The following is a 22,156-nucleotide window of genomic DNA, read 5'->3' on the forward strand; positions in this document are numbered from 1 at the left end:
GCGAAAACAGGCGGCTATTCTACCTGAAATTGTCGTGAGTTTTTAGGATTAAACGCCTAAATGCATAAACGATTTTGCCTTCAGGCTTTGATGAAACCCTCGTAATAGTTTTTGCTCCACTTGGCTGACCTCGTTTTCTGCTAAGTAGCGCTGATTGAACGCAATCAATGCTGACCACGTGATACTGGCCACTTGCAGATGATCGACGATGTCTAACAGCTCTGGTCTTAATAGATGCTGATATTTTTTGGGTCTTTTGTGACACAGCGCCAGCTCTCGGTCGGCTAAGCGCTGCTTATTGTGCTCTAGCTCACTGCCACCGATGAACAACAACAAAAACTTGGCACCTTTATCGATAAAGCCTTTTTCGAGCAAATGCTCATACATCACGCAGTACTTGAGCAGCTGATCTGGGTTTTTTCGACCATTAAATTTTAATTCGTTTGCTACCAGCACATTCGCCTGATGGTTGTAGGCCAAGTTGTCCATATACATCGCTTTTAGCTCGGTGCTTGCCTCAAACAATCCGCTGTTACCATGTGTCGACCATGATCCATTTGGTTCAAAGGCGATGAATTGCTGATAAAATGAGTCTAAGTAGACATCACTACATAAACTTAAAAAGATATCAAACTCTTTATTTAGATACTCTTCAGAAAAGAATTTTACGCGGCGCACAGCTTCTCTAGGATGACAGATGCCAACTCTTTGGGATGAATAGGTTCCTAATTGCTCCGTGTCATGCATTTTTGCGTTGAGCTTTTTGATAATGGCGTGTTCAATCTCTTCTACACTTTTGCCTGCTAGCTCAGGCTGGGTGGCCCACTCAATGATTTGGCGTACATATTGCTTTTTGGTGATACCAAGAATTTGCTTGGGCTCCCACGCCAAAAACTCTACCATATTGGTAAGACCAGTCGTCCATGATATCTGGTCTTTCAAGTGCCTCACCGAGCCAAAGACACGGCGATATTTTTCTGCTGCTTTCATACTAATAATGTCTCATGGTTTACATTTTTTACAACAAAGATGTGCCGTGATTACAACACACCCAATCCACTTAATAACAACTGCCCTCCTGCAAATATCAATAATACGCCAAACGCGCGCTTGAGCATCAAGGCAGGCAATACATGAGCGAGTTTGGCACCCACTTTTGCCATTGCAAAGCTCGCCACCGAAATACACAAAAATCCTATGACATGGACAAATCCGATGGTGCCCTCAGGCAGATTGACCACATCTTGACCAAACCAGGCAAATCCAGCCGCGCCAGCCAGAGCAATAGGCAGACCGCACGCCGCTGACGTCCCGACCGATTGCTTCATCGGCAGCCCCGCCCAGTTCAAAAACGGTACGGTCAAACTACCACCGCCAATCCCAAAAATAGAGGACGCCATGCCAATGCCCGTACCAGCGCCAAACTGTACCCCAGCAGGTGGCAGCGGTTTGCCCACTTGCTCTTTGTTAGAAAAGAACAGCATTTTTAGCGCAACCAATAGCGCACCGACCCCAATGATGGCTTGTAGCGCCTGACCATCAATCATATCTGCGATACCAGCGCCGACCAGACTCCCGATGACCAAGCCGAGCGCCATCTTGCGCCATACTTCCCAGCGGACACCGCCGCGTTTATTATGAGCCGTCAGTGAGCTGATCGAGGTCACAACAATGGTCGCAAGAGACGTACCAATAGCTAGGTGTGTCACCACCTCTGGCGAAAAGTCGTACGCGGTAAAAATCCAGACCAGTGCGGGGACGATAATCATGCCGCCGCCCACGCCAAACAAGCCTGCACTGACACCTGCAAACGCCCCTGCAATCACAAACCACACATATAACATCATAGAACAAACCTTTTATAATACTGACCTAGGGCGTGTTGAACATTCGACCATGGCACTGACAGCGACTATTTTTTAGGCGATTCGATGTTAAAAATAATAAGTTTAGTCACTCTAAGCGCTTATTTTTAACGATGAAGCGGCAAAAAAGAGTCCTGTCCCCTGCTTTTTATCGTTGGGGCTGATGCTAAAATTGCCCCATACTGCGTTACAAATCTCGCTAAGGCATCTGCATTATCGTCGCTTTGTGCCTTGTCTGGAACAATTTTAGCGATCAGCAGTGCCTATTTGCGAATGTTCAACACGCCCTAATTTTATTGCCTACTTACTGGTTTCTTAGCGCACTTAACTGTATTTGCCAAATCTCAACGTGACCTTTATGCTGTCTTTGGTAACCGCTTAGTATATCAAAGTTTCCTTTAACCACATCGATTAAACTTATGCCACCACTCATCAATTTTTCTCCCGCTTTATCCGAGCTTAACCACCGTCACGTTGCCAGTAGCGCCTCGACCAACAGCGAGCTGATCGCAGCGCTGCAAGATGGCACGCTAGATGCTGCTACCGTACACGTCTTGACCGCAGAGACGCAGAGCGCGGGACGTGGTCAACATGGGCGCTCGTGGCAATCACCGCGCGGCAATGTCTACCTGTCGTTGTACCATCCGGTGCATATGCCGATCAGTGGGCTACTGTCTTTGATTATTGGTCTTGAGCTGGCAAAAATGCCTGTTATCCAAACCGTAAATGGGCAACTACAAGCGCAAGGTCTGACGCCAATTGGGGTGAAATGGGCAAATGATTTGGGGTTTTATCAGAGTCAAGCCAGTCATCATTCTGAATTGGCGCACTCTGCACCCGATGGTTCAGCTTTAGACAGCGCCATCTCACTTCAGCGCACATTGCCCTTTCAAAAGCTCGCTGGCATCTTGATAGAACCTGTGACCAAATCTGGCAAGCTGGTTGGTGTGGTGCTAGGCATTGGGTTAAATGTAAAAGCTGCGCCAACACTCACCGCGCAAACCTCTGAGGGGATGAGTTATCAGGCCATCAGCCTCCAAGATATCTATGCAGTGCTGCAGCCAGCAACACAAGCCACTCGCCTGCCAGACTTACAAACATTGTATCAGCAGATGAGTAAAGCACTGATGGCAGCGATGACTCGCTTTGAGCATTTGGCCATCGAAAAACCAACGGGGCATACCTATTATTTAGATAGATTTTTGCAGCAGTTTGCAGCGATGGATGCGCTAGCCGGTCTGCGTTTACGTGTTACCCAAGACTATAATAATGAGAAAAAAGTCATGACGGGAGTCGCTTGCGGCGTCGACACTCATGGGTGTTTGCAATTACAGCAAGATAACGGTAAGATTTCTACGCTTTTTACTGGACGTATTGACGTTATTTATTAGGGACACGCCCTAGGCTTAATCATAACACTGACGAGCACCATCATTAACGAGCGCTATATAAAGGGATTTTTATGCTCTGGCTTGATCTTGGCAATACCCGCCTAAAATACTGGCTGACCGACGATATCGGGCAGATAGTCTCACATGATGCCAAGCAGCATCTGCAAGCACCCGCTGAATTACTCATGGGTCTGACTGACCGCTTTGAGCGGTATGCGCCCGACTTTATTGGTATCTCATCCGTACTGGGCGATGCGCTCAATGCCCAAGTATCAGAGACGCTCAGTCGTTTGAACATTCCATTTGAGTTTGTCCATGTTGATGCCGCGCATGCGCTTATGAAAAGTGCTTATAATGACCAGCAGCTCGGCTGTGATCGCTGGCTACAGATGCTCGGCGCCGTCGATAAGAAAAAACGCCAATGCGTGATCGGCTGCGGTACGGCGGTGACCATTGACTTGATTGATCACGCTGAGCATTTGGGTGGTTATATCTTCCCCAGTATTTACCTACAACGCGAGTCTCTGTTTTCTGGAACCAAACAAATCACTATCTCTAACGGCACGTTTGATAGTGTTAGCCAAGGCATGACCACCCAAGATGCGGTGCACCGTGGCATCTTGCTCTCTATCGTTGGTGCAATCAATGAGATTAGTCGTCGTCACCCAAACTTTGAGGTGATCATGACAGGCGGCGATGCAGCCACTATCTCGCAGCATGTCAATCGCCCCGTACGCTTGCGCGATGATTTATTATTAAATGGTCTGGCACGGTATTTTGATTATCGTAATAAGTCATAATCCATCATAGATAAGCCAATATCATACTGTCACACTGACAAAAAAAGCAGCACGTTTAAAGCGTGCTGCTTTTTTATTAGATACTTTTCTCTTTTATAAGGTCGAAGCTTTGCTAGCTATAGTCGAACCACTATTAAAGCGTTACAGCGTTAGACTCGTTTAGCCTACTACTGTAGTACTTGCACTCGTCTGCCTTGTACCACTTTTAATATTGACTGACTATACTGCCCTAACCCTTTTTTATTTGGTCTCATTAAACAGCTCACGACCGACCAGCATACGACGAATCTCGCTAGTACCTGCGCCAATCTCATACAGCTTAGCATCGCGCCAGTAGCGACCGAGTGGATACTCGTTGGTATACCCATTACCGCCAAATATCTGAATGCCCTCACCTGCCATCCATGTGGCTTTTTCGGCACACCATAAAATCACACTAGCACAGTCTTTTCGCACTTCTCGGCTGTGTCCTGCGCCGTGCGCGTCTAGCATATCGAGGTTTTTACCCACGGTGTATAAGAAGCTACGACCTGCCTGCAAAATAGTATACATATCAGCCACTTTGCCTTGGATTAATTGAAACTCACCAATTGCTTGACCAAACTGCTTGCGCTCATGGATATAAGGGACGACATTGTCCATCACCGCCTGCATGATACCGATAGGCCCTGCGGCTAATACGGCACGCTCATAATCTAGGCCACTCATGAGTACCTTAACGCCTTCATTGAGACCGCCCAAGATATTGTCGCTTGGTACTGTCACATTGTTAAAAGTCATCTCACCCGTATGGCTACCACGCATGCCAAGCTTGTCGAGCTTTTGCGCGGTACCAAACCCTTCCATACCTTTTTCTACGATAAAGGCGGTCATACCTTTGGCACCCATCTCAGGATTGGTCTTGGCATAGACCACCATCACATCCGCATCAGGGCCATTGGTGATCCACATTTTGCTACCGTTCAAGATGTAATTGCCGTCTTTTTCTTCGGCTTTGAGCTTCATGCTGACGACATCTGAGCCAGCACCGGTCTCACTCATTGCTAATGCACCGATGAACTCGCCGCTGATGAGTTTTGGCAAATATTTTTGTTTCTGTGCTTCAGAGCCGTTGCGTTTGATTTGGTTAATGCACAAGTTAGAATGCGCACCATAGCTAAGCGCCACCGATGCCGACGCTCGGCTAATCTCTTCCATCGCCACCATATGAGCGACATAGCCCATGTTGGAGCCGCCATACTCTTCAGGGACGGTAATGCCATGTAGACCCAGATCGCCCATCTTTTGCCACAGATCCATAGGGAACTCATCACTGCTGTCGATCTCGCTTGCACGCGGGGCAATCTCATTGGCCGCAAACTGCTGTACGACATCACGTAGCGCGTCAATATCTTCGCCAAGCTGAAAATTCAATCCAGGTAAACTCATAACCATTCCTTGTTTTTTAGTATTTCATTTTTACGATAATTTTTTAAGACTGACGTTTATTAATCAAAGCCCGTGCCACATTTGAGCCATTTGGACGCTTTAAAAACCCACTAATACGCTCGCCTGCCACGACCAATTTTTCCAAATCGATACCCGTGCTAATACCCATACCATGCAGCATATATACCACATCTTCGGTCGCGACATTGCCCGTTGCGCCTTTGGCATACGGACAGCCACCGAGGCCTGCGACTGAGGTATCAAATTCGCTGACACCCATTTGTAATGCCGCTAGGGTATTGCTGAGTGCTTGACCGTAAGTATCATGAAAGTGACCTGATAACATGGCAATATCAGCATACTCAAGCGCTGCTTGTAGGGCACGCTGTACTTTGAGCGGCGTACCCACACCGATCGTATCGGCAATGCCAATCTGCTCTGAACCAATCTCAATCAACCGCTTGGTCACGTAAGCGACTTGGCTAGGGTCAATCTCGCCTTCATAAGGACAACCAACGGTACAAGAGATAACGCCGCGTACTTTGATACCTTGCGCTTTTGCCGCAGCGGCAACGGGCGCGAAACGCTCAATACTCTCATCGATACTGCAATTGATATTTTTTTGGCTAAAGGTTTCGCTGGCTGAGCCAAAAATAACAATTTCATCAGGACGATAGGCAATCGCATTGTCAAAGCCGCGCATATTGGGCACGAGTACTGAGTAACAAACGTCCTTCTGCCGCGTTGGCGCAAGCGCATCCAGTAACGCGCTGTTATCGCCCATTTGTGGCACCCACTTTGGCGAGACAAAACTGGTCACCTCCAGTTTTTTAATCCCTGCGTCAATCAAATCATTGATTAAGGCTTGTTTAACCGCGGTCGGTACCGTCATGGATTCGTTTTGCAATCCATCACGCGGACTGACATCGACGATGGTGACATGGCTTGGATACGAGTGGCTCATGCTTATTGTCCTTTTCTATTCGCTTTCACTATCGATACGCAGTAGCTCATCACCATCAGCGACCAAATCACCTGCTGCAAATAATAGTTCTGCTACCACACCATCAGTTGGTGCGGTAATGGTATGTTCGATCTTCATGGCCTCAATGACCGCAAGTGGTTCGCCTTTTTTCACAGTATCGCCAACAGCTACTTTGAATGCAACGACTTGCCCTGGCATCGGTGATTTTAGGCTGCCGACTGCTGCTGTGTCTTCACCCACATGCGCCATCACATCAATTAAGGTAATCTCATCGCGTCCGCTATCTGTGAACACATAAACTGTCTCATTATTGACCCAGCTCTGCGCACTGATACGTGCACCCTCTAACCATAAGGTATGATTGTGCGCATCACTGCTATCATAGCTGACTTGCCCTTCATAAACCGTTTCAGTCTGAGCGGCGACATTGATATTGCTATCATCCTGCGTATTCGCGATTTCTTTACCAATGACAAGCGCAAAGCTACTGAGATTCTCGCTCCCTTTTTTATTATCAAAGCAACTCGCATTGTGCCAATTGCTGATACGAGCAATATATGACTGCTCATTATAAATGAGGCTAAATGTGCGAGTATAATCGCTATAAGCACGGAACCCTGTCGGCTTACTAAAGGGGTCATTGTCTGCCTTTTGTAATACGGCTTCGCTCGCAAGCTGCTGCGTAATAGCCGTCACCACAAGCGTCGATAATCCAAGCGGATGCTGATCAAACAGCTTGTCCTGCTCACGCTCTATCAATGCCGTATCAAGATTGGCGTTGCTAAATGAGTCGGTATTTAAGATATAACGCAAAAATGCCACGTTATTTGGTAGACCGACGATACGCGTCTGCGCCAATGCACGATCGAGTCTCGCCAACGCTTGCTCGCGTGTGGGCGCATGGACGATAAGCTTGGCAATCATAGAATCGTAGAAGGGACTGATGACATCACCCTCGCATACGCCATCATCGATACGCACATCAGCGCCGTTTTTATCAATGACAAAGGTGCTGTGCTCAGGCTTCTGGTAGGTAAACAACGTTCCTGTCGCTGGTAAAAAATTATTGTCAGGGTTTTCAGCGCAGATACGCGCTTCGATCGCATGACCATTGATCGTCAAATCGTCTTGTGCTTTTGGCAATGACTGACCCGCAGCGACCAACAGTTGCCACTCGACCAAATCCACACCAGTAATGGCTTCGCTGACCGGATGTTCAACTTGCAAGCGCGTGTTCATCTCCATGAAATAAAAATTCATCGTGCCTTCGCGCTGCTCCACAATAAACTCAACCGTGCCAGCGCCGACATAATTAACCGCACGCGCCGCCTCAATTGCAGCCGTACCCATCGCTTCACGCATGGCCGTATCGACACCCGGTGCTGGCGCTTCTTCTAATACTTTTTGATGGCGACGCTGCACGGAGCAATCCCGCTCAAACAGATGCACATAGTTGCCATGCGTATCGCCAAATATTTGGATTTCGATATGGCGTGGTTTGAGCGCATATTTTTCGATCAACACTTGATCATTGCCAAAACTGGTAATTGCTTCACGGCGGCACGAGTCAAGCAAGTCAATAAAATCACTGCTTTGCTCAACGATACGCATGCCTTTGCCGCCGCCGCCTGCACTCGCTTTAATTAAGACAGGATAGCCAATAGCATCTGCTTGCTGCTGCAAAAACTGGGCGTCTTGATTGTCACCATGATAGCCGGGTATCAGCGGCACGCCAGCGGCCTCCATCAAGCGCTTGGACTCAGATTTGCCGCCCATGGCGCGAATCGCCTCAGCAGAGGGTCCGATAAACACCAAACCAGCATCTTGGCAGGCCTGTGCAAAATCGGCGTTTTCACTCAAAAACCCATAGCCTGGGTGGATGGCCTCAGCACCTGTTTGCTTGGCGATGGCAATAATGGCATCACCTTTGAGATAGCTGTCTTTCGGTGCCGAACCGCCTAGATAGATCGCTTCATCACAAACCGCCACGTGCTTGGCTTCGCGATCAGCATCAGAATAAACAGCGACGGTACTGACGCCAAGACGCTTGGCAGTTGCGGCCACTCGGCAAGCAATTTCACCACGGTTGGCAATTAGAATTTTAGAAAACATAACTATCCCTGTATCTTGTCGTTATTATTTGACGTCTTGTCTATTTGTCCGTTTATCTATTCGTTTATCGTTAGTTTGCTGTCAACCAATCAGGCTTGCGCTTTTGCAAAAATGCTTGCACGCCCTCCTTTCCTTGTGTTGATGCGCGAATATCCGCGATACCTTTTACCGTATCGGCAATCAGCTCATCAGTGATGGGCGCGCCAGCAACATCGTGTAATAGCTGTTTGCAGGTTTTGACCGCATCGGGGCTGTTCTTGACGACCTTGCTACAGAATGCCGCCACTTCATCATCCAGCCACTCTTCGCTCACGCGCTCGTGAATAAAGCCAAGCTGACGTGCTTTTTTGGCATCAAACACCTCAGCACTTAAGAAGTAACGCTGTGCAGCTCTAGCGCCCATCGCTCGGATGACATAAGGACTAATGGTGGCAGGTGCCAAGCCCAAGCGCACTTCGCTCAGGCAAAAATTGGCAATTTTCACGGCGATGGCCACATCACAGACGGCAACGAGACCCATACCACCTGCATAGACATCGCCTTGGATTGCCGCAATCGTCGGCTTGGGACATTCATAAATCGTCTTGAGCATTTGCGCCAATTTATCCGCATCCGCAAGATTCTCTTCATAGCTATAATCCGCCATGGCGCGCATCCAGTTAAGATCAGCGCCTGCACAAAATGCCTTACCAGCAGCGGCTAACACAATGACACGCACCTCGTCATCCGCACCAAGGGTGGTGAAAGCCTCTGTCAGCTCGGCGATCATCTCGTCATTAAAGGCATTGCGTATCTCGGGACGATTTAACGTCACGGTAGCGACGTGTTGTTTTATATCGACTAATAGAATTTTATAATCATTACTATTTTTTGATTTTGCTTCTTTCATAACTTTCTCTATGTTCCTATTTATATGTCTATGTAAATACTTAGCCCAACGTTTGGGTCATCCATCATAATGCTCATACAAGAAAGTAAGATGTCAAAACCCGATGTCGCGGTAGAATCGTATTTAAAAAGATTGTCGCACCACTCTCTCATCACGAGCAGACCTTAGCGCTTACATTCTAAAGACACCAAAAGTCGTCTCTTCAATCGGTGCGTTATAGGCAGCGCTCAGTCCCAATGCCAATACATGACGGGTATCAGCAGGATCAATCACGCCATCGTCCCACAGGCGCGCGGTGGCATAATAGGGATGACCTTGCGCTTCATACATTTCACGAATTGGTGCTTTAAATGCCGCCTCATCTTCCTCACTCCACGCCTCACCCTTACGGTCAAAATTGTCACGCTTGACCGTTGCCAAGACCGAGGCTGCTTGCTCACCGCCCATGACAGAGATACGGGCATTTGGCCACATCCACAAAAAGCGCGGACTGTAAGCACGGCCACACATACCGTAGTTACCCGCGCCAAACGAGCCACCAACGATGACGGTGAATTTCGGTACTTTGGCATTGGCAACTGCCATCACCATTTTGGCACCGTGGCGGGCAATGCCTTCGTTTTCGTATTTACGCCCAACCATAAAGCCTGTGATATTCTGCAAAAATACCAATGGAATTTTGCGCTTACAGCACAGCTCGATGAAATGCGTGCCTTTTTGTGCTGACTCACTGAATAGAATGCCGTTATTAGCAATGATACCCACAGGCATCCCTTCGATATGCGCAAATCCACAAACCAATGTCGTGCCAAAGCGCGCTTTGAATTCATCAAATGCACTGTCATCAACGATACGCGCGATAATTTCTTTGATATCAAATGGCTTGCGCTTATCGGTTGGAATGACACCGTACAGCTCTTTGGCGTCATAACGTGGCGGCTTGGGCGTAATTTGATTAGGAATGTGTTTGGCAGGGCGGTTGAGGTGACTGACGATATTACGGGCGATGGATAACGCATGAGTGTCGTTTTGCGCTAAGTGATCGACCACGCCTGAGAGCCGCGTATGCACATCACCGCCGCCCAAATCCTCTGCACTCACCTCTTCGCCAGTTGCTGCTTTGACCAGTGGAGGCCCACCCAAAAAGATGGTGCCTTGCTCTTTGACAATAATAGACTCATCGCTCATGGCAGGCACATAAGCACCGCCAGCCGTACAGCTACCCATGACCACCGCGATTTGCGGAATACCTGCCGCACTGAGGTTGGCTTGGTTAAAAAAGATACGGCCAAAATGCTCTTTATCAGGGAACACGTCATCTTGGTTGGGTAAATTAGCACCACCTGAATCAACCAAATAAACACACGGCAAATGATTTTCTTGCGCAATCTCTTGAGCGCGCAAATGCTTTTTGACTGTCATTGGGTAGTAGGTGCCACCTTTTACCGTGGCATCATTACAGACAATCATACACTCAATACCATTGATACGACCAATACCGGCAATCACGCCAGCCGCTGGAATCTCTTCGCCATACATGTCATGCGCTGCCATCGGTGCTACTTCCAAAAACGGCGTACCCACATCAAGCAAACGCTCAACTCGCTCGCGTGGTAGTAGCTTGCCACGTGCTAGATGCTTGGCACGGGCGCGCTCTGAGCCACCTTGGGCGACTTTACGCAAGTGTACATACAAATCATCGACGATCGCTTGCATCGCCGCACTGTTTTGCTGAAAGTCGCTTGAGTTTGGACTCAGTTTACTGGTTATGATAGCGCTCATGATATCCCTTTTTCTTTGATACATAGATACGTAAATGCGAGTAGCTTTTATATGAATGATGCCAACTGCTATTTTTTAAGTATGACCCACATAGTTCATCTTTAATGTTTTAGAGCTGATAAATAAGCTTACGACAAACCCAACTCTTCTTTCATTTGCTCAATAATTTTATACTTTTGAATCTTGCCCGTGATGGTCATGGGGTAATCAGTGACAAAGCGATAGTAAGCTGGCACTTTATAATGAGCGATATGCTCACTACAGAACGCGCGTACTTCCTCTTCACTCAAGCAGCCCGGCTCTTTAGGAATAATCCACGCTGCGAGCACTTCACCATAACGCTCGTCGGGTATCCCAACGATTTGCACATCGCGAATCTTGGGATGACGATAAAGGTAGTTTTCGATCTCAACCGGATAGATGTTTTCACCACCGCGAATCACCATGTCTTTACTCCGGCCGACGATTTTCACATAGCCGTCTTCATCCATCGTTGCCAAATCACCCGTGTGCATCCAACCATCTTGAATGGCTTCTCGCGTTTTAAAACGGCTACCCCAATAGCCTTTCATCACGGAATAACCACGCGTGAGTAGCTCGCCAGTCTCGCCGATAGGCACAATCTCGCCCGTCTCGGTGTCGATCACTTTTACCTCAAGTGCAGGCTGTACCAATCCTACGGTCGAGACTTGCTTCTCAAGAGGGGTGTGCTCATTGGTCTGGCAAGAGACTGGACTGGTCTCTGTCATACCGTAGGCAATGGTGACTTCACTCATGTGCATCTTGTCGATGACGCGGCGCATGACCTCAATCGGACAACTAGAGCCTGCCATGATGCCTGTACGCAAGGTAGATAAATCAAAGTTTTCAAATTCAGGATGGTCAAGCTCGGCGATAAACATCGTGGGCACGCCATGTAGACCGGTACATTTCTCTTCTTCAACCGCTTTTAATACCGTCAACGGCTCAAAGCCATCGTTTGGATAGACGATACAACCACCGTGCGTGAGAATCGCGAGATTACCAAGCACCATGCCAAAGCAATGATACAACGGTACTGGAATGCACAGTCTATCGGCTTCCGTGAGATTCATGGCCTCACCAATGAAGTAGCCGTTATTAAGAATATTGCGATGGCTTAAGGTTGCGCCTTTTGGTGTGCCTGTCGTGCCACTGGTGAACTGCACGTTGATGGCATCAGTATTTTTGAGCTGGGCTTGACGCTCGGCCACGCGTGGATCGTTGGCGTCGCCTTCCGCCATCCATGCAGAGAACTTTTGCATAAAACCAAAGGCCTCATCAGAGTCTGGCTCATCAATCCAAATGATACGCTCGATCGTTGGAATCTCAACCAAATCAAGCTGGGTATAATCTTTATGGTAAATCTCAGGACAGAGCTCACGAATCAAGCTGGCATAGTCACTGGTTTTAAAATGACGCATAAGCACCAGTGCTGAGCAGCCGAGTTTGTTCAGGGCATATTGCAGCTCAAAGGTGCGGTAGGCAGGATTGATATTGACAAGGATAACGCCGACTTTTGCAGTGGCGAGTTGCATCAGCAACCATTCAGCATTGTTGTGTGACCAAATCCCGATGCGATCGCCAATCTCAAGCCCCATCTCAATCATGCTACTGGCTAGCTGATTGACCTGCTGCTGTAGCTCACGATATGTCCAGCGAATATTTTGATGACAGACGACCAGCGCTTCGCGCTCAGGATATTTGGACACAATAGCATCAAAAAAGTCACCGATGGTCGCTTCAATCAGCGGTACATCAGGACCTTTATCATAGCTTTGGGTGAGCGGCGCATTTGCTGAGCGTGCGCCCATATTGATACTAGGGATATTATCTAAAATAGCGTCGAAATCAACGTGAGTCGCATCGAAATTAGAGTTTTGAGTCATAACGAGTCCTTTCGTTTTACTTTTTATAGTATTTATAGATAGTGCTGATTAATCGCTGGCGAGCAAACCTTCTTCCTTGATTCGGTTTGATATAGCATTCAGCTACTATAACGCTATAAATGAAAGCATGTCAACAATATCAATACGGTATGTATCATTTAATTGGCCATTTAAAGACCTTGATTAAAAAAAGATACCACAAAAACATGGCAGGTTTTTGACATAAAAAAGCCAGCCACATCATCAATAATGGCTGGCTCAATCTTAAATATTGTCTTTTAAACCTACTTTTTAGCAGAGTCTATCAGGATGCTTTGGGAGTGGCAGGCGCTTTGATTGTCACCGTTGCGCTCACTGCGTCAGTGTCATCTAGCAAGTCCATGATGAGTTCTTCATCGCTTTCCGTCTTCACTTGCCAATTCCCAGCCGCGTTTGGCACACCCGTTACCATCACCGAAATCGCTTTGTTCTTTAGACGAATCATTGGTGGTTTATGATCATAACCGCTGTGCTCGTGCCCTAAGATATCATCAGCGATGGTCGCAGCCTGTGCGCGTAATGGCGCAACATAACGACAGGCAACACCATTGATAGACATACAATCACCAATGGCATAGATGTGTGCAGTGTCGGTGCGCAATGTCGATTCATCAACCACGATGCCTGTACGACGGTCAAACGTAACCCCCGCTGCCGCTGGTAATTGCCCATCGACGGTCAGACCTGTGCTGGCAATCACATGGTCTACGATCAATGGCTCAGGTTGCTCTACATCTGCATTATCTTCAGTTGAGGCGAGCGGTGCGTAGTCTACTTTTAGCTTTTCGCTATCGCTGCTGTCGTCATTGCCACTCACGCGGGTGACAGCAGATACTTGAGAGCCGCCCAAAAACTGAATACCTTGTGACTCAATTGCTTTGGCAATACGTGCCGTCGCTTTGGCTGGGAGCATTTGTGATAATGGCGCATCGTTCAAATCAATCAAGGTCACTTTATGACCTGCTTTTAGCAAGTCTTCCGCAATTTCTGTCCCGACCATACCAGCGCCAACGATGGCGACGTGCTGGCTACCAGCTGCCAGCTTTTCTTGCAGCTGACCGAACTGCTCAATGTGATTGACATGCCAGACCAAATCTTCTGGCAAGCTTTTAGGGAAAATAGGATGCGCGCCCATCGCCAGCACCAACTTACCATAGCTGATCGTCGCATAATCGGTATGTGCTGGATCTGGCCTATTAGCAGAGATAAGCTGTAACTGCTGGGTTGCCGTATCGATATCTGTGACTTGTGTGTCAGCCAGCAACGTCACGCCTGCGGCTTTTGCCGCGTCGCTACCTGTTGCTCTTACTAGGTCTGATGCGCGCTTGTTTTGGCTGATCGCCATGGTCAGCATGGGCTTATGATAGCGATCGCCATTATCGGCAGTGATCAAGGTGATTGGTATCTCTGCATCTTTTGCACGAATCGCATCAATCACATGCCAGCCTGCCAAGCCTGCGCCAATGATGACAACGCCATTTTTTGATGAGGTTGCCGATGCTACGGATAGATTGTCTACGCTCATAAAAACTCCAATATGGTTTATGAATTATTCTAATTATCAACAAGGATGGCAGCCATTGTATCAGTAAACAGATATGCACTCACCTATCTAACCGTATAACCAATCACATATTCATCTATAGTCGAACCACTATTAAAGTGTTACAGCGTTAGACTCGTTTAGCCTACTACTGTAGTACTTGCACTCGTCTGCCTTGTACCACTTTTAATATTGATTGACTATAAACCAAATTGCTAGATTAACGCCCATAAAAAAGCGCCTATTAATAGACGCTCTTTATTGATGATTTCATTTATGTTTTAAGCACTAGCGTCAATACAGCCAAGGTGGTTAATGATTCAAAATTTTCGATAAGAACATCCGCGCACGATCACTTTTCGCCCCTTCAAAGAATTCGTCTTTACTACAGTTCTCAACGATATGCCCTTCATCCATAAAGATAATACGGTTGGCAACCTGACTGGCAAAACCCATCTCATGAGTCACGCACATCATGGTCATGCCCTCACGCGCCAGCTCGACCATGACGTCAAGCACCTCTTGAATCATCTCAGGATCGAGCGCTGAGGTTGGCTCATCAAAAAGCATCGCCACAGGATCCATAGCAAGTGCGCGTGCAATCGCTACACGCTGCTGCTGACCGCCAGAGAGCTCGGCTGGGTATTTTGCCGCTTGTACCGTCAGACCAACGCGGTCTAGATACGCCATAGCCTTTTGCTTCGCCTCACTTTCTTTACGGCCCAAGACCTTAATCTGAGCCACTGTCAGATTGTCAATAATGGTCAAATGCGGAAACAATTCAAAATGCTGAAACACCATGCCGACACGGCTACGCAGCTTGGGCAGATTTGTCTTTGAATCACCGACAGAGATGCCGTTGACCATGATGTTACCTTTTTGAAAAGGCTCAAGCCCATTAACGGTCTTAATCAGCGTTGATTTGCCACTACCTGAAGGGCCACAAACCACGACCACATCCCCTTTATGTACGTGCGCTGTACAATCAGTCAGTACTTGAAAGTCGCCGTACCATTTGCTGACATTGGACATTTGAATGACCATCTCATCAGTCGCATGGCCATTGTTAGTCACCAGTCCACCAAAGGAATTTATGTATGTATCAGCATTACTCATTACTGGCTCCTAACCACATTATTATCGATAACCGTCGTTTAAAAATTAAATCAAAATACCAAACCACAATCTTAAAGCTCAAAATCCTAAGTGAAATATCTATTAAAACCGCAAGCGTTTTTGTAGCTGCTGCACACCAATCGACGCACTCAAACTAATCACGAAATAGATAGCGCCCGCCCCTAAGATATAAGGGGTGAGTAAGCCCATCAGCTCACCGCGGACGTAGGCGGCGCGGAAAAAATCCGTCAAACCAATGGCGAATACCAGTGTCGTATCTTGGAATAAGATAATACACTGCTGCAAAATCAGCGGTAGCATTTTGCGAAAGGCTTGCGGCAAGATGACCAGACGCATGGTCTGCCCGTAAGTCATGCCAAGCGCTTTGGCAGCATTGACCTGACCGCTACCGATCGATTGAATACCTGCACGCACCACTTCTGAAAAGTAAGCGGCCTCAAACATCATGAAGGCCACCACACAAGAGGCAAAAGCGGCATTGATTTGTAGATACTTACCTGCTATCCAAAAGTAAATCATCGGTACAGCAAAATAAAACCACAGTAGTACCAAGAGCAGCGGCACTGAGCGGAAATAGTTGACGTATAGCCTAGAAGGTACTTCAAGCGCTTTGATACCAGACAAGCGCATCAACGCTAGTATCGTGCCTAGGCTGATACCACCAATAACTGCCAAGAACAGCACTTTTAAGGTGGTGATCATACCGCCCATCAAACCAGGGTAGGCTGTCGCCAATTCGGTCATCATACTCATTTCTGACCTCCTGCAATCAGCCCAGGCACGCGCAATTTACGCTCGATAAGCCCCATCAGAGCAATCAATGATAAATTGAAAACGAGGTAAATAATCGTCGCGTAGGTATAAATCTCAATACTGTTCTGCGTGTATTCACTGATGGTTTTGGTTTGGCTAATCAGTTCCATCACCCCGACCAAGGAAGCCACAGAGGCGTTTTTAAAACAGTTGGTCAGCTCAGAGCTAAGCGGCGGCAAGATAATACGAAAAGCTTGTGGTAGCAGCACTTCTTTGTAGACTTGCGGAATACTAAAACCCAGTGCATAGGCGGCATTGGTCTGTCCATCAGGTAGGGATTCAATCCCTGTACGAACTTGCTCAACGATACGAGCAGCGGTAAATAAGCCAAGACCGATACTTGCCGATAGCATGGCTGAGGTATTCGGCGACAAGTCCTTATACCACCACTCCTGTATTGCTGGCGTCAGCCAGCCGGGTGCGATGTAAAACCAAAAGAACAATTGTACCAGCAGTGGAATATTGCGAAAGAATGTCACATAAGCCGTACCAATCGCTCGCGCCGTCTTGCTCGGCAGCGTGCGCATGATGCCTAAGATGGTACCGACGACCATGGCGATGGCCCATGCGATACTGCCGATTAATAGCAGCCAGCCAAGACCTGTGATCATCCAATGGATATAAAGCTCGTTACCGATACCAGTTTGCTCAAAGAGCACGCCCCAGTTCCAGCTATAATTCATGGTTGTCTCTCCGAGCAGCGATTCATAAGCCTATAGGTCAGACACATAATATCTGACCTATAGACAAGCCATATTGAGGGACAAAGAGCTTATTGAGCGGTCGCCGTTTTTGGCTGAGCACCGTCATGCGGATTGGCAATCAACGCTTTTAAGTTGTCAGACATCTCAAAGTTTAGATTGACGTTTTTCGGTGGGACTGGGTTCAAGAACCATTTGTCATAAATGCTATTGATTTCGCCTGAGCTAAAGACATTATTTAATGCTTCATTGACGACGGCTTTGAATTCAGGATCGTCTTTACGCATCATACAGCCATAAATCTCAAACGATTGTGGCTCACCAACGATAACCCATTCATCAGGATTTTTGGCTTTGGCTTTTTCGCCTGCGAGCAGGACATCATCCATCATAAAGGCATCAGCACGACCATTTTCTAACATCAAAAAGGCTTCGCCGTGATCTTTTGCTGAGATGATATTCATATCCATATTGTTGTCAGCATCGTATTGACGGATATAACGCTCTGAGGTCGTCCCCGCGGTGGTGACAAGGGTTTTGCCTTTTAGGTCTTCAAAGCTTTGGATACCAGAGTCTTTGTTGGTCAATAGACGCGTACCAATCTCAAAGAAACCATTAGAGAATGCCACTTGTTTTTGGCGCTCTTCGTTGTTGGTGGTTGAGCCACACTCAAAATCCACCGTACCATTTTGTACTAATGGAATACGCGTTTGCGAGGTGATTAAGTTATAACGGACGTTGAGATCTGGCATGTTTAGCTTTTGCTTAACGGCTTCAACGACTTTCATTTCTAAATCGTGGGCATAGCCGATAGGCTGATTAGGATCATCAGCGATATAAGAGAATGGGATAGAAGAATCACGGTGACCGACGACGATGGTGCCTGAGTCTTTGATTTTTTGTAGCGTGCCGTTGGTATCAGTGGCAGCTGCTTCTGTCGTCGTGGCGTCATCTGCTGGCGCAGCTTCTGTATTGGTCTGGCTACTGTTGTTACAACCAACTAAGCCCAGTGCCATAAAGGCTGCCAACGTTAATGGTTTAGAAAATAAGTGGGTCATGAAATACATCCTTTTATCGCAAGCTTTTATCACAAGATTGAATGAGTGCTTTGAAGACACGAGTCTGATTGACCGACCTCATTGCTCCGCATCCGTACGGTTGTTGCTATTTTTTTTCAAAATGCAACTCAATGTTACTGTACAACAAATTTATGTCAGATGGTAAATTTTTTTGAAGGAAGTGATATTTTGGAATATATTTATTTTTTGGACAAAACCCGTTGCATTTAGCTAAGGCGCGGTCGTTCATACAGTCCAATAGCGGTTTTATTTCTCCTTAGACTTATCTGATATTGCTACCATTTTTCAGAACACATTGTGACCATAATATTGTGGTTGCTACGATTGATAAATTGGCCATAGTCCCCATAAAGCTAACAACTTCTTAATACTACAAATGACTTATGACACAAGATACTCAAGTCCCGAATACGGACAGCCAAACTGCTGGCACTCATAGCGACAACGACATACGCCAACGTTTTTTTATTGAAGACTCTCCTGTGCGCGGTGACGTGGTGCGCCTATCACGCAGTTACGCCAGTACGATTGCGCAAAAGCCCTACCCTGAAGCCATCAAACGCTTATTGGGTGAGATGCTGACGGCAGCGAGTTTACTTATCAGTACCGTTAAAATTAACGGTCGTCTCTCTATCCAGTTGCAATCATCAGACAGCGATAGCTTGCTGAATTGGGCGATGGCAGAATGCGATCAAGACGGTATCATCCGTGCGCTTGCCAGCTGGAAAGGTGAGACGGACGAACAAGTGCAGGCGTGGGACAATATGATCCATGCCAAAGATGCCTTTGCTGAGCTGGGTGCTATGGGACAAGGGGTATTGTTCATTAATATTCACCCTGAAGGTGGCGAATCGTACCAAGGTATCGTTGAGCGTAGCCACGACAATCTGGCAGATTGCTTGGCGCATTATCAAAAGCAATCAGCACAGATTCCAACGCTCATTAACTTGGCATCTGATGGCTTGCAAGCGGGTGGTATCTTGGTACAGATGTTACCGCGTACTGCAGAAGAAAACTTTGAGGTTGAGCGAAACCAAGATGCAGGTATCGACGATGATCTATGGACACGTCTAAGCGTGTTGACGCGCACGGTCAAGGTAGAAGAGCTGACGACATTGGATGCCAATGAGATTTTGTATCGCTTGTATCACGAAGAAAACGTTGTCGCCCCTGAGCCTGCTCCCCTAGCGTTTGGTTGCACGTGCTCACGCGAGAAATGTGAGATGGCCATCGAGCAAATAGGTGAAGCAGAAGCGTTAGATATCGTCGAAGAGCAAGGCGGTACGTTTGAGATGGACTGCGGATTCTGCGGTGAAGTCTATAAATTCAACAAAGACGACGTAGCAGCGGTATTTGCTGATTAGTTTTTTATCACTAAGCATCTGTATCAAAAACCCCTCAAGTGTGATGCTTGAGGGGTTTTTATTTTTGAAATTTTAAAAGTATATGAGTGATTTTACGTTGATCTGCCTTTAGTCTTGATGCCATTTTTTCATGTAATCAATCGCCATGGTATTGATTGCCTGCCAGTCAGCTAAATGTTTTTTCGAAAACTGAAGTCTTACATAGTTATTGTACTCAGGATACATATACTCCATTTGGCAAATTCTATCTTGGTCTTCATTAATTGTAGGCATACAGCGAATCGTAATCGGTACGTCTGTATAAGTACTTCCTATATAGTATATGGCATAAAGATCACCTGACCCAACGTATGCCTCTAATTCATAGTCATCTCTATCGAAATCTCTGTTCTCTTCCTGCTTGATACTATCTATTCTAGTCGGTATATCAGCACCTTCAATTTTCGAGTTTTTAGCTGCCCAGTAAAACTCTATAATATTATTGTCATAATCAAAGACATTTGGGTTTTTATCATTATTATTGAGGCCTCGACCACTTGGCCAAAAGAAATACCCATGACCCATATCCGTCTCAAAACTGGCATAACTACCCGTATCTGGTCTGACAATATGGTTTAAGGGAATAACGTATTTGTCACCCTCTACATCTACTTTAATTTGAGCGTTAGGGTCGTGTACATTTGGCTTGGCACAGCTAGTAACTATGAGTGCGCTGCCTAACAGCAAAGACACATTTCTCAGTAGCACTTTCTGAGATGATAAAAACGTCATTGCGCAGTACATATAACGCAGATAACTCGAAATGATACCCACTGTTCTCTACACTGCCACAGCCAGACTTCTAGGATAAGAATGTATGCGCGGACGTCCAGCATAGTCGCTTAGACCATTATCGAGCAGCCATTCAACGACTTGCTCACGCACTCGCCTGCTATGGATTAAGTTAAGATGATTGACGCCATAAAACACCGCTTTATGACCATCTGGCACAAATAACGCATGCTCGGCATCATCTTCACCTAACGCGGATGCGACCGATACCAAGCTGTCTCCTAGCAAATCCGTCATCTTAGATTCGTAATGTGTCTCAATCAATGCACTGGCGACAAAGTAAGTTTTGATACCACTTGGCAGGCGCGCAGGATGACGAAAGTCTTGTGGTAATACGCTGCGGCCTTCTAGCGCTTTCCAGTCAGCATCGCGAATACTGCCATGACGCAGATCAATAATACCCGCACTACGCATATCACCGAGCTTTGCAAGTGAGCCTGCAAATGGCAACTTGGCGATGATGTCTTGCACATAATTACCGATACGCTCAAGCACTGCCCCATGATGCGGTGAACCTAAGGTGATGAGATTGCCCACGCGCTTTATCCAATCTAGGCGCTCTTGCTCACCATAAAACAGCGCACTGCGCGCCACCAAGCCGCCCATGCTATGACCCACCAAATCTATCTGAGTAATATTTGGGTTATTATCGACCAAGTCCTGTAGTAATTGAGAGAATTTACGACCACTGCGTGAGATACGTCGACCTGTATTGTAATCTAAGTACAGAACGGTGGTATCAGGCTGGCTGATATGAATCGCCTCGCCCAGATCATTGCCTTCTTGCGACTGCCAGCTTAAGTGACTCATGCACAAGCCATGGCACAAAATAGCAATCCGCCCTGATAGCCGCTCACTTTGGGGCTTACCATCTTTGGTGTATAACATCATCGGAATTGCGAGCGCATTTTGATTGTTGACCAGATGATCACCCATGACACCATTGATGACGTTGACCAGCTTTTTTAGTGAGTCAGGTAGTGGCTGAGCTGTTTTTTGCACGATGAAGTTTTTGTATATGCGTAATACAGAGGCCAGATTGTTACCGACCATCAGCATGATATGGCGTATCGTGCCATAGATGCGCCCAGTGAAACCGCGCTGCCATTTGTTGAGATGCTTATCATTGAACCGACCTAAGGGACGCAAGATGACTTCACGGTGGATGGACTCCACAATCTCAGTGACCTCAACCACCCCCATAGTCGCAAGCTGCGCCAACCCTTCAAAAAAATCCGCCAAAAAGACAGGGGTTTTAGTCGTTTCCTCACTGTCTTCTGCGTCTGCCAATAATTTGACCAGCTCATCCATATCGATGGCTTCGAGTTGATCTATCTGCTCATACAAATCACCATGCCGTGGCACGCTATCAGCTGAGACAAAATGCGCATCAAGCTCATGGCGATTACGCGTATAACTGCTATCATTCTGAGCGCTACTGTCACTAACACGGCTGTTATAAAACAAATTTTGACTGCTCATAGTACTGG

General features: G+C 47.0%; 18 protein-coding genes. 3 read left to right on the forward strand and 15 right to left on the reverse strand.

Annotation, left to right across the window (positions count from 1 at the left end):
- Nucleotides 1-48 precede the first annotated feature (48 nt).
- Both PSBA01_RS04165 and PSBA01_RS04170 read right to left on the reverse strand, forming a co-directional pair.
- Nucleotides 49-990 carry a hypothetical protein gene (locus tag PSBA01_RS04165; RefSeq protein WP_186475132.1) on the reverse strand — a complete coding sequence of 314 codons (942 nt, stop codon included), beginning with the start codon at nucleotides 988-990 and terminating at the stop codon, nucleotides 49-51.
- A 50-nt stretch (nucleotides 991-1,040) separates the two neighbouring features.
- The gene (locus tag PSBA01_RS04170) at nucleotides 1,041-1,844 is read right to left on the reverse strand and encodes a sulfite exporter TauE/SafE family protein (RefSeq protein WP_058024500.1); all 804 of its coding nucleotides are present in this window, start codon (nucleotides 1,842-1,844) and stop codon (nucleotides 1,041-1,043) included.
- A 440-nt stretch (nucleotides 1,845-2,284) separates the two neighbouring features.
- Here PSBA01_RS04170 and PSBA01_RS04175 point away from each other — a divergent pair, with 440 nt between their 5' ends.
- Both PSBA01_RS04175 and PSBA01_RS04180 read left to right on the forward strand, forming a co-directional pair.
- Entirely contained in the window at nucleotides 2,285-3,256 is a 972-nt protein-coding gene (locus PSBA01_RS04175; RefSeq protein ID WP_186475133.1) for a biotin--[acetyl-CoA-carboxylase] ligase, read from the forward strand.
- A gap of 71 nt (nucleotides 3,257-3,327) precedes the next feature.
- Nucleotides 3,328-4,056 carry a pantothenate kinase gene (locus PSBA01_RS04180; RefSeq protein WP_071002319.1) on the forward strand — a complete coding sequence of 243 codons (729 nt, stop codon included), beginning with the start codon at nucleotides 3,328-3,330 and terminating at the stop codon, nucleotides 4,054-4,056.
- 240 nt (nucleotides 4,057-4,296) lie between these two features.
- Here PSBA01_RS04180 and PSBA01_RS04185 read toward each other — a convergent pair whose 3' ends face one another.
- The 11 genes from PSBA01_RS04185 to PSBA01_RS04235 all read right to left on the reverse strand — a co-directional run bounded on the left by PSBA01_RS04185 (nucleotide 4,297) and on the right by PSBA01_RS04235 (nucleotide 18,450).
- A complete protein-coding gene (locus PSBA01_RS04185; protein ID WP_186475134.1) occupies nucleotides 4,297-5,484 on the reverse strand; it encodes an isovaleryl-CoA dehydrogenase in 1,188 nt (395 codons plus the stop codon).
- A gap of 43 nt (nucleotides 5,485-5,527) precedes the next feature.
- Nucleotides 5,528-6,448 (reverse strand): hydroxymethylglutaryl-CoA lyase, encoded by a 921-nt coding sequence (locus tag PSBA01_RS04190; protein ID WP_186475135.1) that lies wholly within the window; start codon nucleotides 6,446-6,448, stop codon nucleotides 5,528-5,530.
- Nucleotides 6,449-6,463: 15 nt separating this feature from the next.
- Complete coding sequence (locus tag PSBA01_RS04195) at nucleotides 6,464-8,581, reverse strand: acetyl/propionyl/methylcrotonyl-CoA carboxylase subunit alpha (protein WP_186475136.1); 2,118 nt, start codon at nucleotides 8,579-8,581, stop codon at nucleotides 6,464-6,466.
- A 70-nt stretch (nucleotides 8,582-8,651) separates the two neighbouring features.
- On the reverse strand, nucleotides 8,652-9,470 hold the full coding sequence (locus PSBA01_RS04200; protein ID WP_186475137.1) for an enoyl-CoA hydratase/isomerase family protein: 819 nt from the start codon (nucleotides 9,468-9,470) through the stop codon (nucleotides 8,652-8,654).
- A gap of 171 nt (nucleotides 9,471-9,641) precedes the next feature.
- Complete coding sequence (locus PSBA01_RS04205) at nucleotides 9,642-11,252, reverse strand: carboxyl transferase domain-containing protein (RefSeq protein ID WP_186475138.1); 1,611 nt, start codon at nucleotides 11,250-11,252, stop codon at nucleotides 9,642-9,644.
- 128 nt (nucleotides 11,253-11,380) lie between these two features.
- Nucleotides 11,381-13,159 (reverse strand): AMP-binding protein, encoded by a 1,779-nt coding sequence (locus PSBA01_RS04210; RefSeq protein ID WP_186475139.1) that lies wholly within the window; start codon nucleotides 13,157-13,159, stop codon nucleotides 11,381-11,383.
- 304 nt (nucleotides 13,160-13,463) lie between these two features.
- Nucleotides 13,464-14,723, reverse strand: coding sequence for an FAD-dependent oxidoreductase (locus tag PSBA01_RS04215; protein WP_186475140.1), 1,260 nt, complete (start codon nucleotides 14,721-14,723; stop codon nucleotides 13,464-13,466).
- A 330-nt stretch (nucleotides 14,724-15,053) separates the two neighbouring features.
- Nucleotides 15,054-15,785, reverse strand: coding sequence for an amino acid ABC transporter ATP-binding protein (locus tag PSBA01_RS04220; protein ID WP_186475432.1), 732 nt, complete (start codon nucleotides 15,783-15,785; stop codon nucleotides 15,054-15,056).
- 174 nt (nucleotides 15,786-15,959) lie between these two features.
- Entirely contained in the window at nucleotides 15,960-16,631 is a 672-nt protein-coding gene (locus PSBA01_RS04225) for an ABC transporter permease subunit (RefSeq protein ID WP_186475141.1), read from the reverse strand.
- Entirely contained in the window at nucleotides 16,628-17,374 is a 747-nt protein-coding gene (locus tag PSBA01_RS04230) for an amino acid ABC transporter permease (RefSeq protein ID WP_071002328.1), read from the reverse strand. Before PSBA01_RS04230 ends, PSBA01_RS04225 begins: the two co-directional genes overlap by 4 nt.
- An 89-nt stretch (nucleotides 17,375-17,463) precedes the next feature.
- Nucleotides 17,464-18,450 carry a glutamate/aspartate ABC transporter substrate-binding protein gene (locus PSBA01_RS04235; protein WP_186475142.1) on the reverse strand — a complete coding sequence of 329 codons (987 nt, stop codon included), beginning with the start codon at nucleotides 18,448-18,450 and terminating at the stop codon, nucleotides 17,464-17,466.
- 404 nt (nucleotides 18,451-18,854) lie between these two features.
- On the opposite strand from PSBA01_RS04235, the gene PSBA01_RS04240 reads away from it, so the two are divergent.
- A complete protein-coding gene (locus PSBA01_RS04240; protein ID WP_186475143.1) occupies nucleotides 18,855-19,835 on the forward strand; it encodes an Hsp33 family molecular chaperone HslO in 981 nt (326 codons plus the stop codon).
- A gap of 108 nt (nucleotides 19,836-19,943) precedes the next feature.
- Here the strand turns inward: PSBA01_RS04240 and PSBA01_RS04245 are convergent, their stop codons facing one another.
- Both PSBA01_RS04245 and PSBA01_RS04250 read right to left on the reverse strand, forming a co-directional pair.
- A complete protein-coding gene (locus PSBA01_RS04245; protein ID WP_186475144.1) occupies nucleotides 19,944-20,606 on the reverse strand; it encodes a hypothetical protein in 663 nt (220 codons plus the stop codon).
- 48 nt (nucleotides 20,607-20,654) lie between these two features.
- Nucleotides 20,655-22,148 (reverse strand): alpha/beta fold hydrolase, encoded by a 1,494-nt coding sequence (locus PSBA01_RS04250; protein ID WP_186475145.1) that lies wholly within the window; start codon nucleotides 22,146-22,148, stop codon nucleotides 20,655-20,657.
- Nucleotides 22,149-22,156: the final 8 nt, after the last annotated feature.

The sequence above is a fragment of the Psychrobacter sp. KCTC 72983 genome (assembly GCF_014280455.1).
Classification (GTDB): Bacteria; Pseudomonadota; Gammaproteobacteria; order Pseudomonadales; family Moraxellaceae; genus Psychrobacter; species Psychrobacter pacificensis.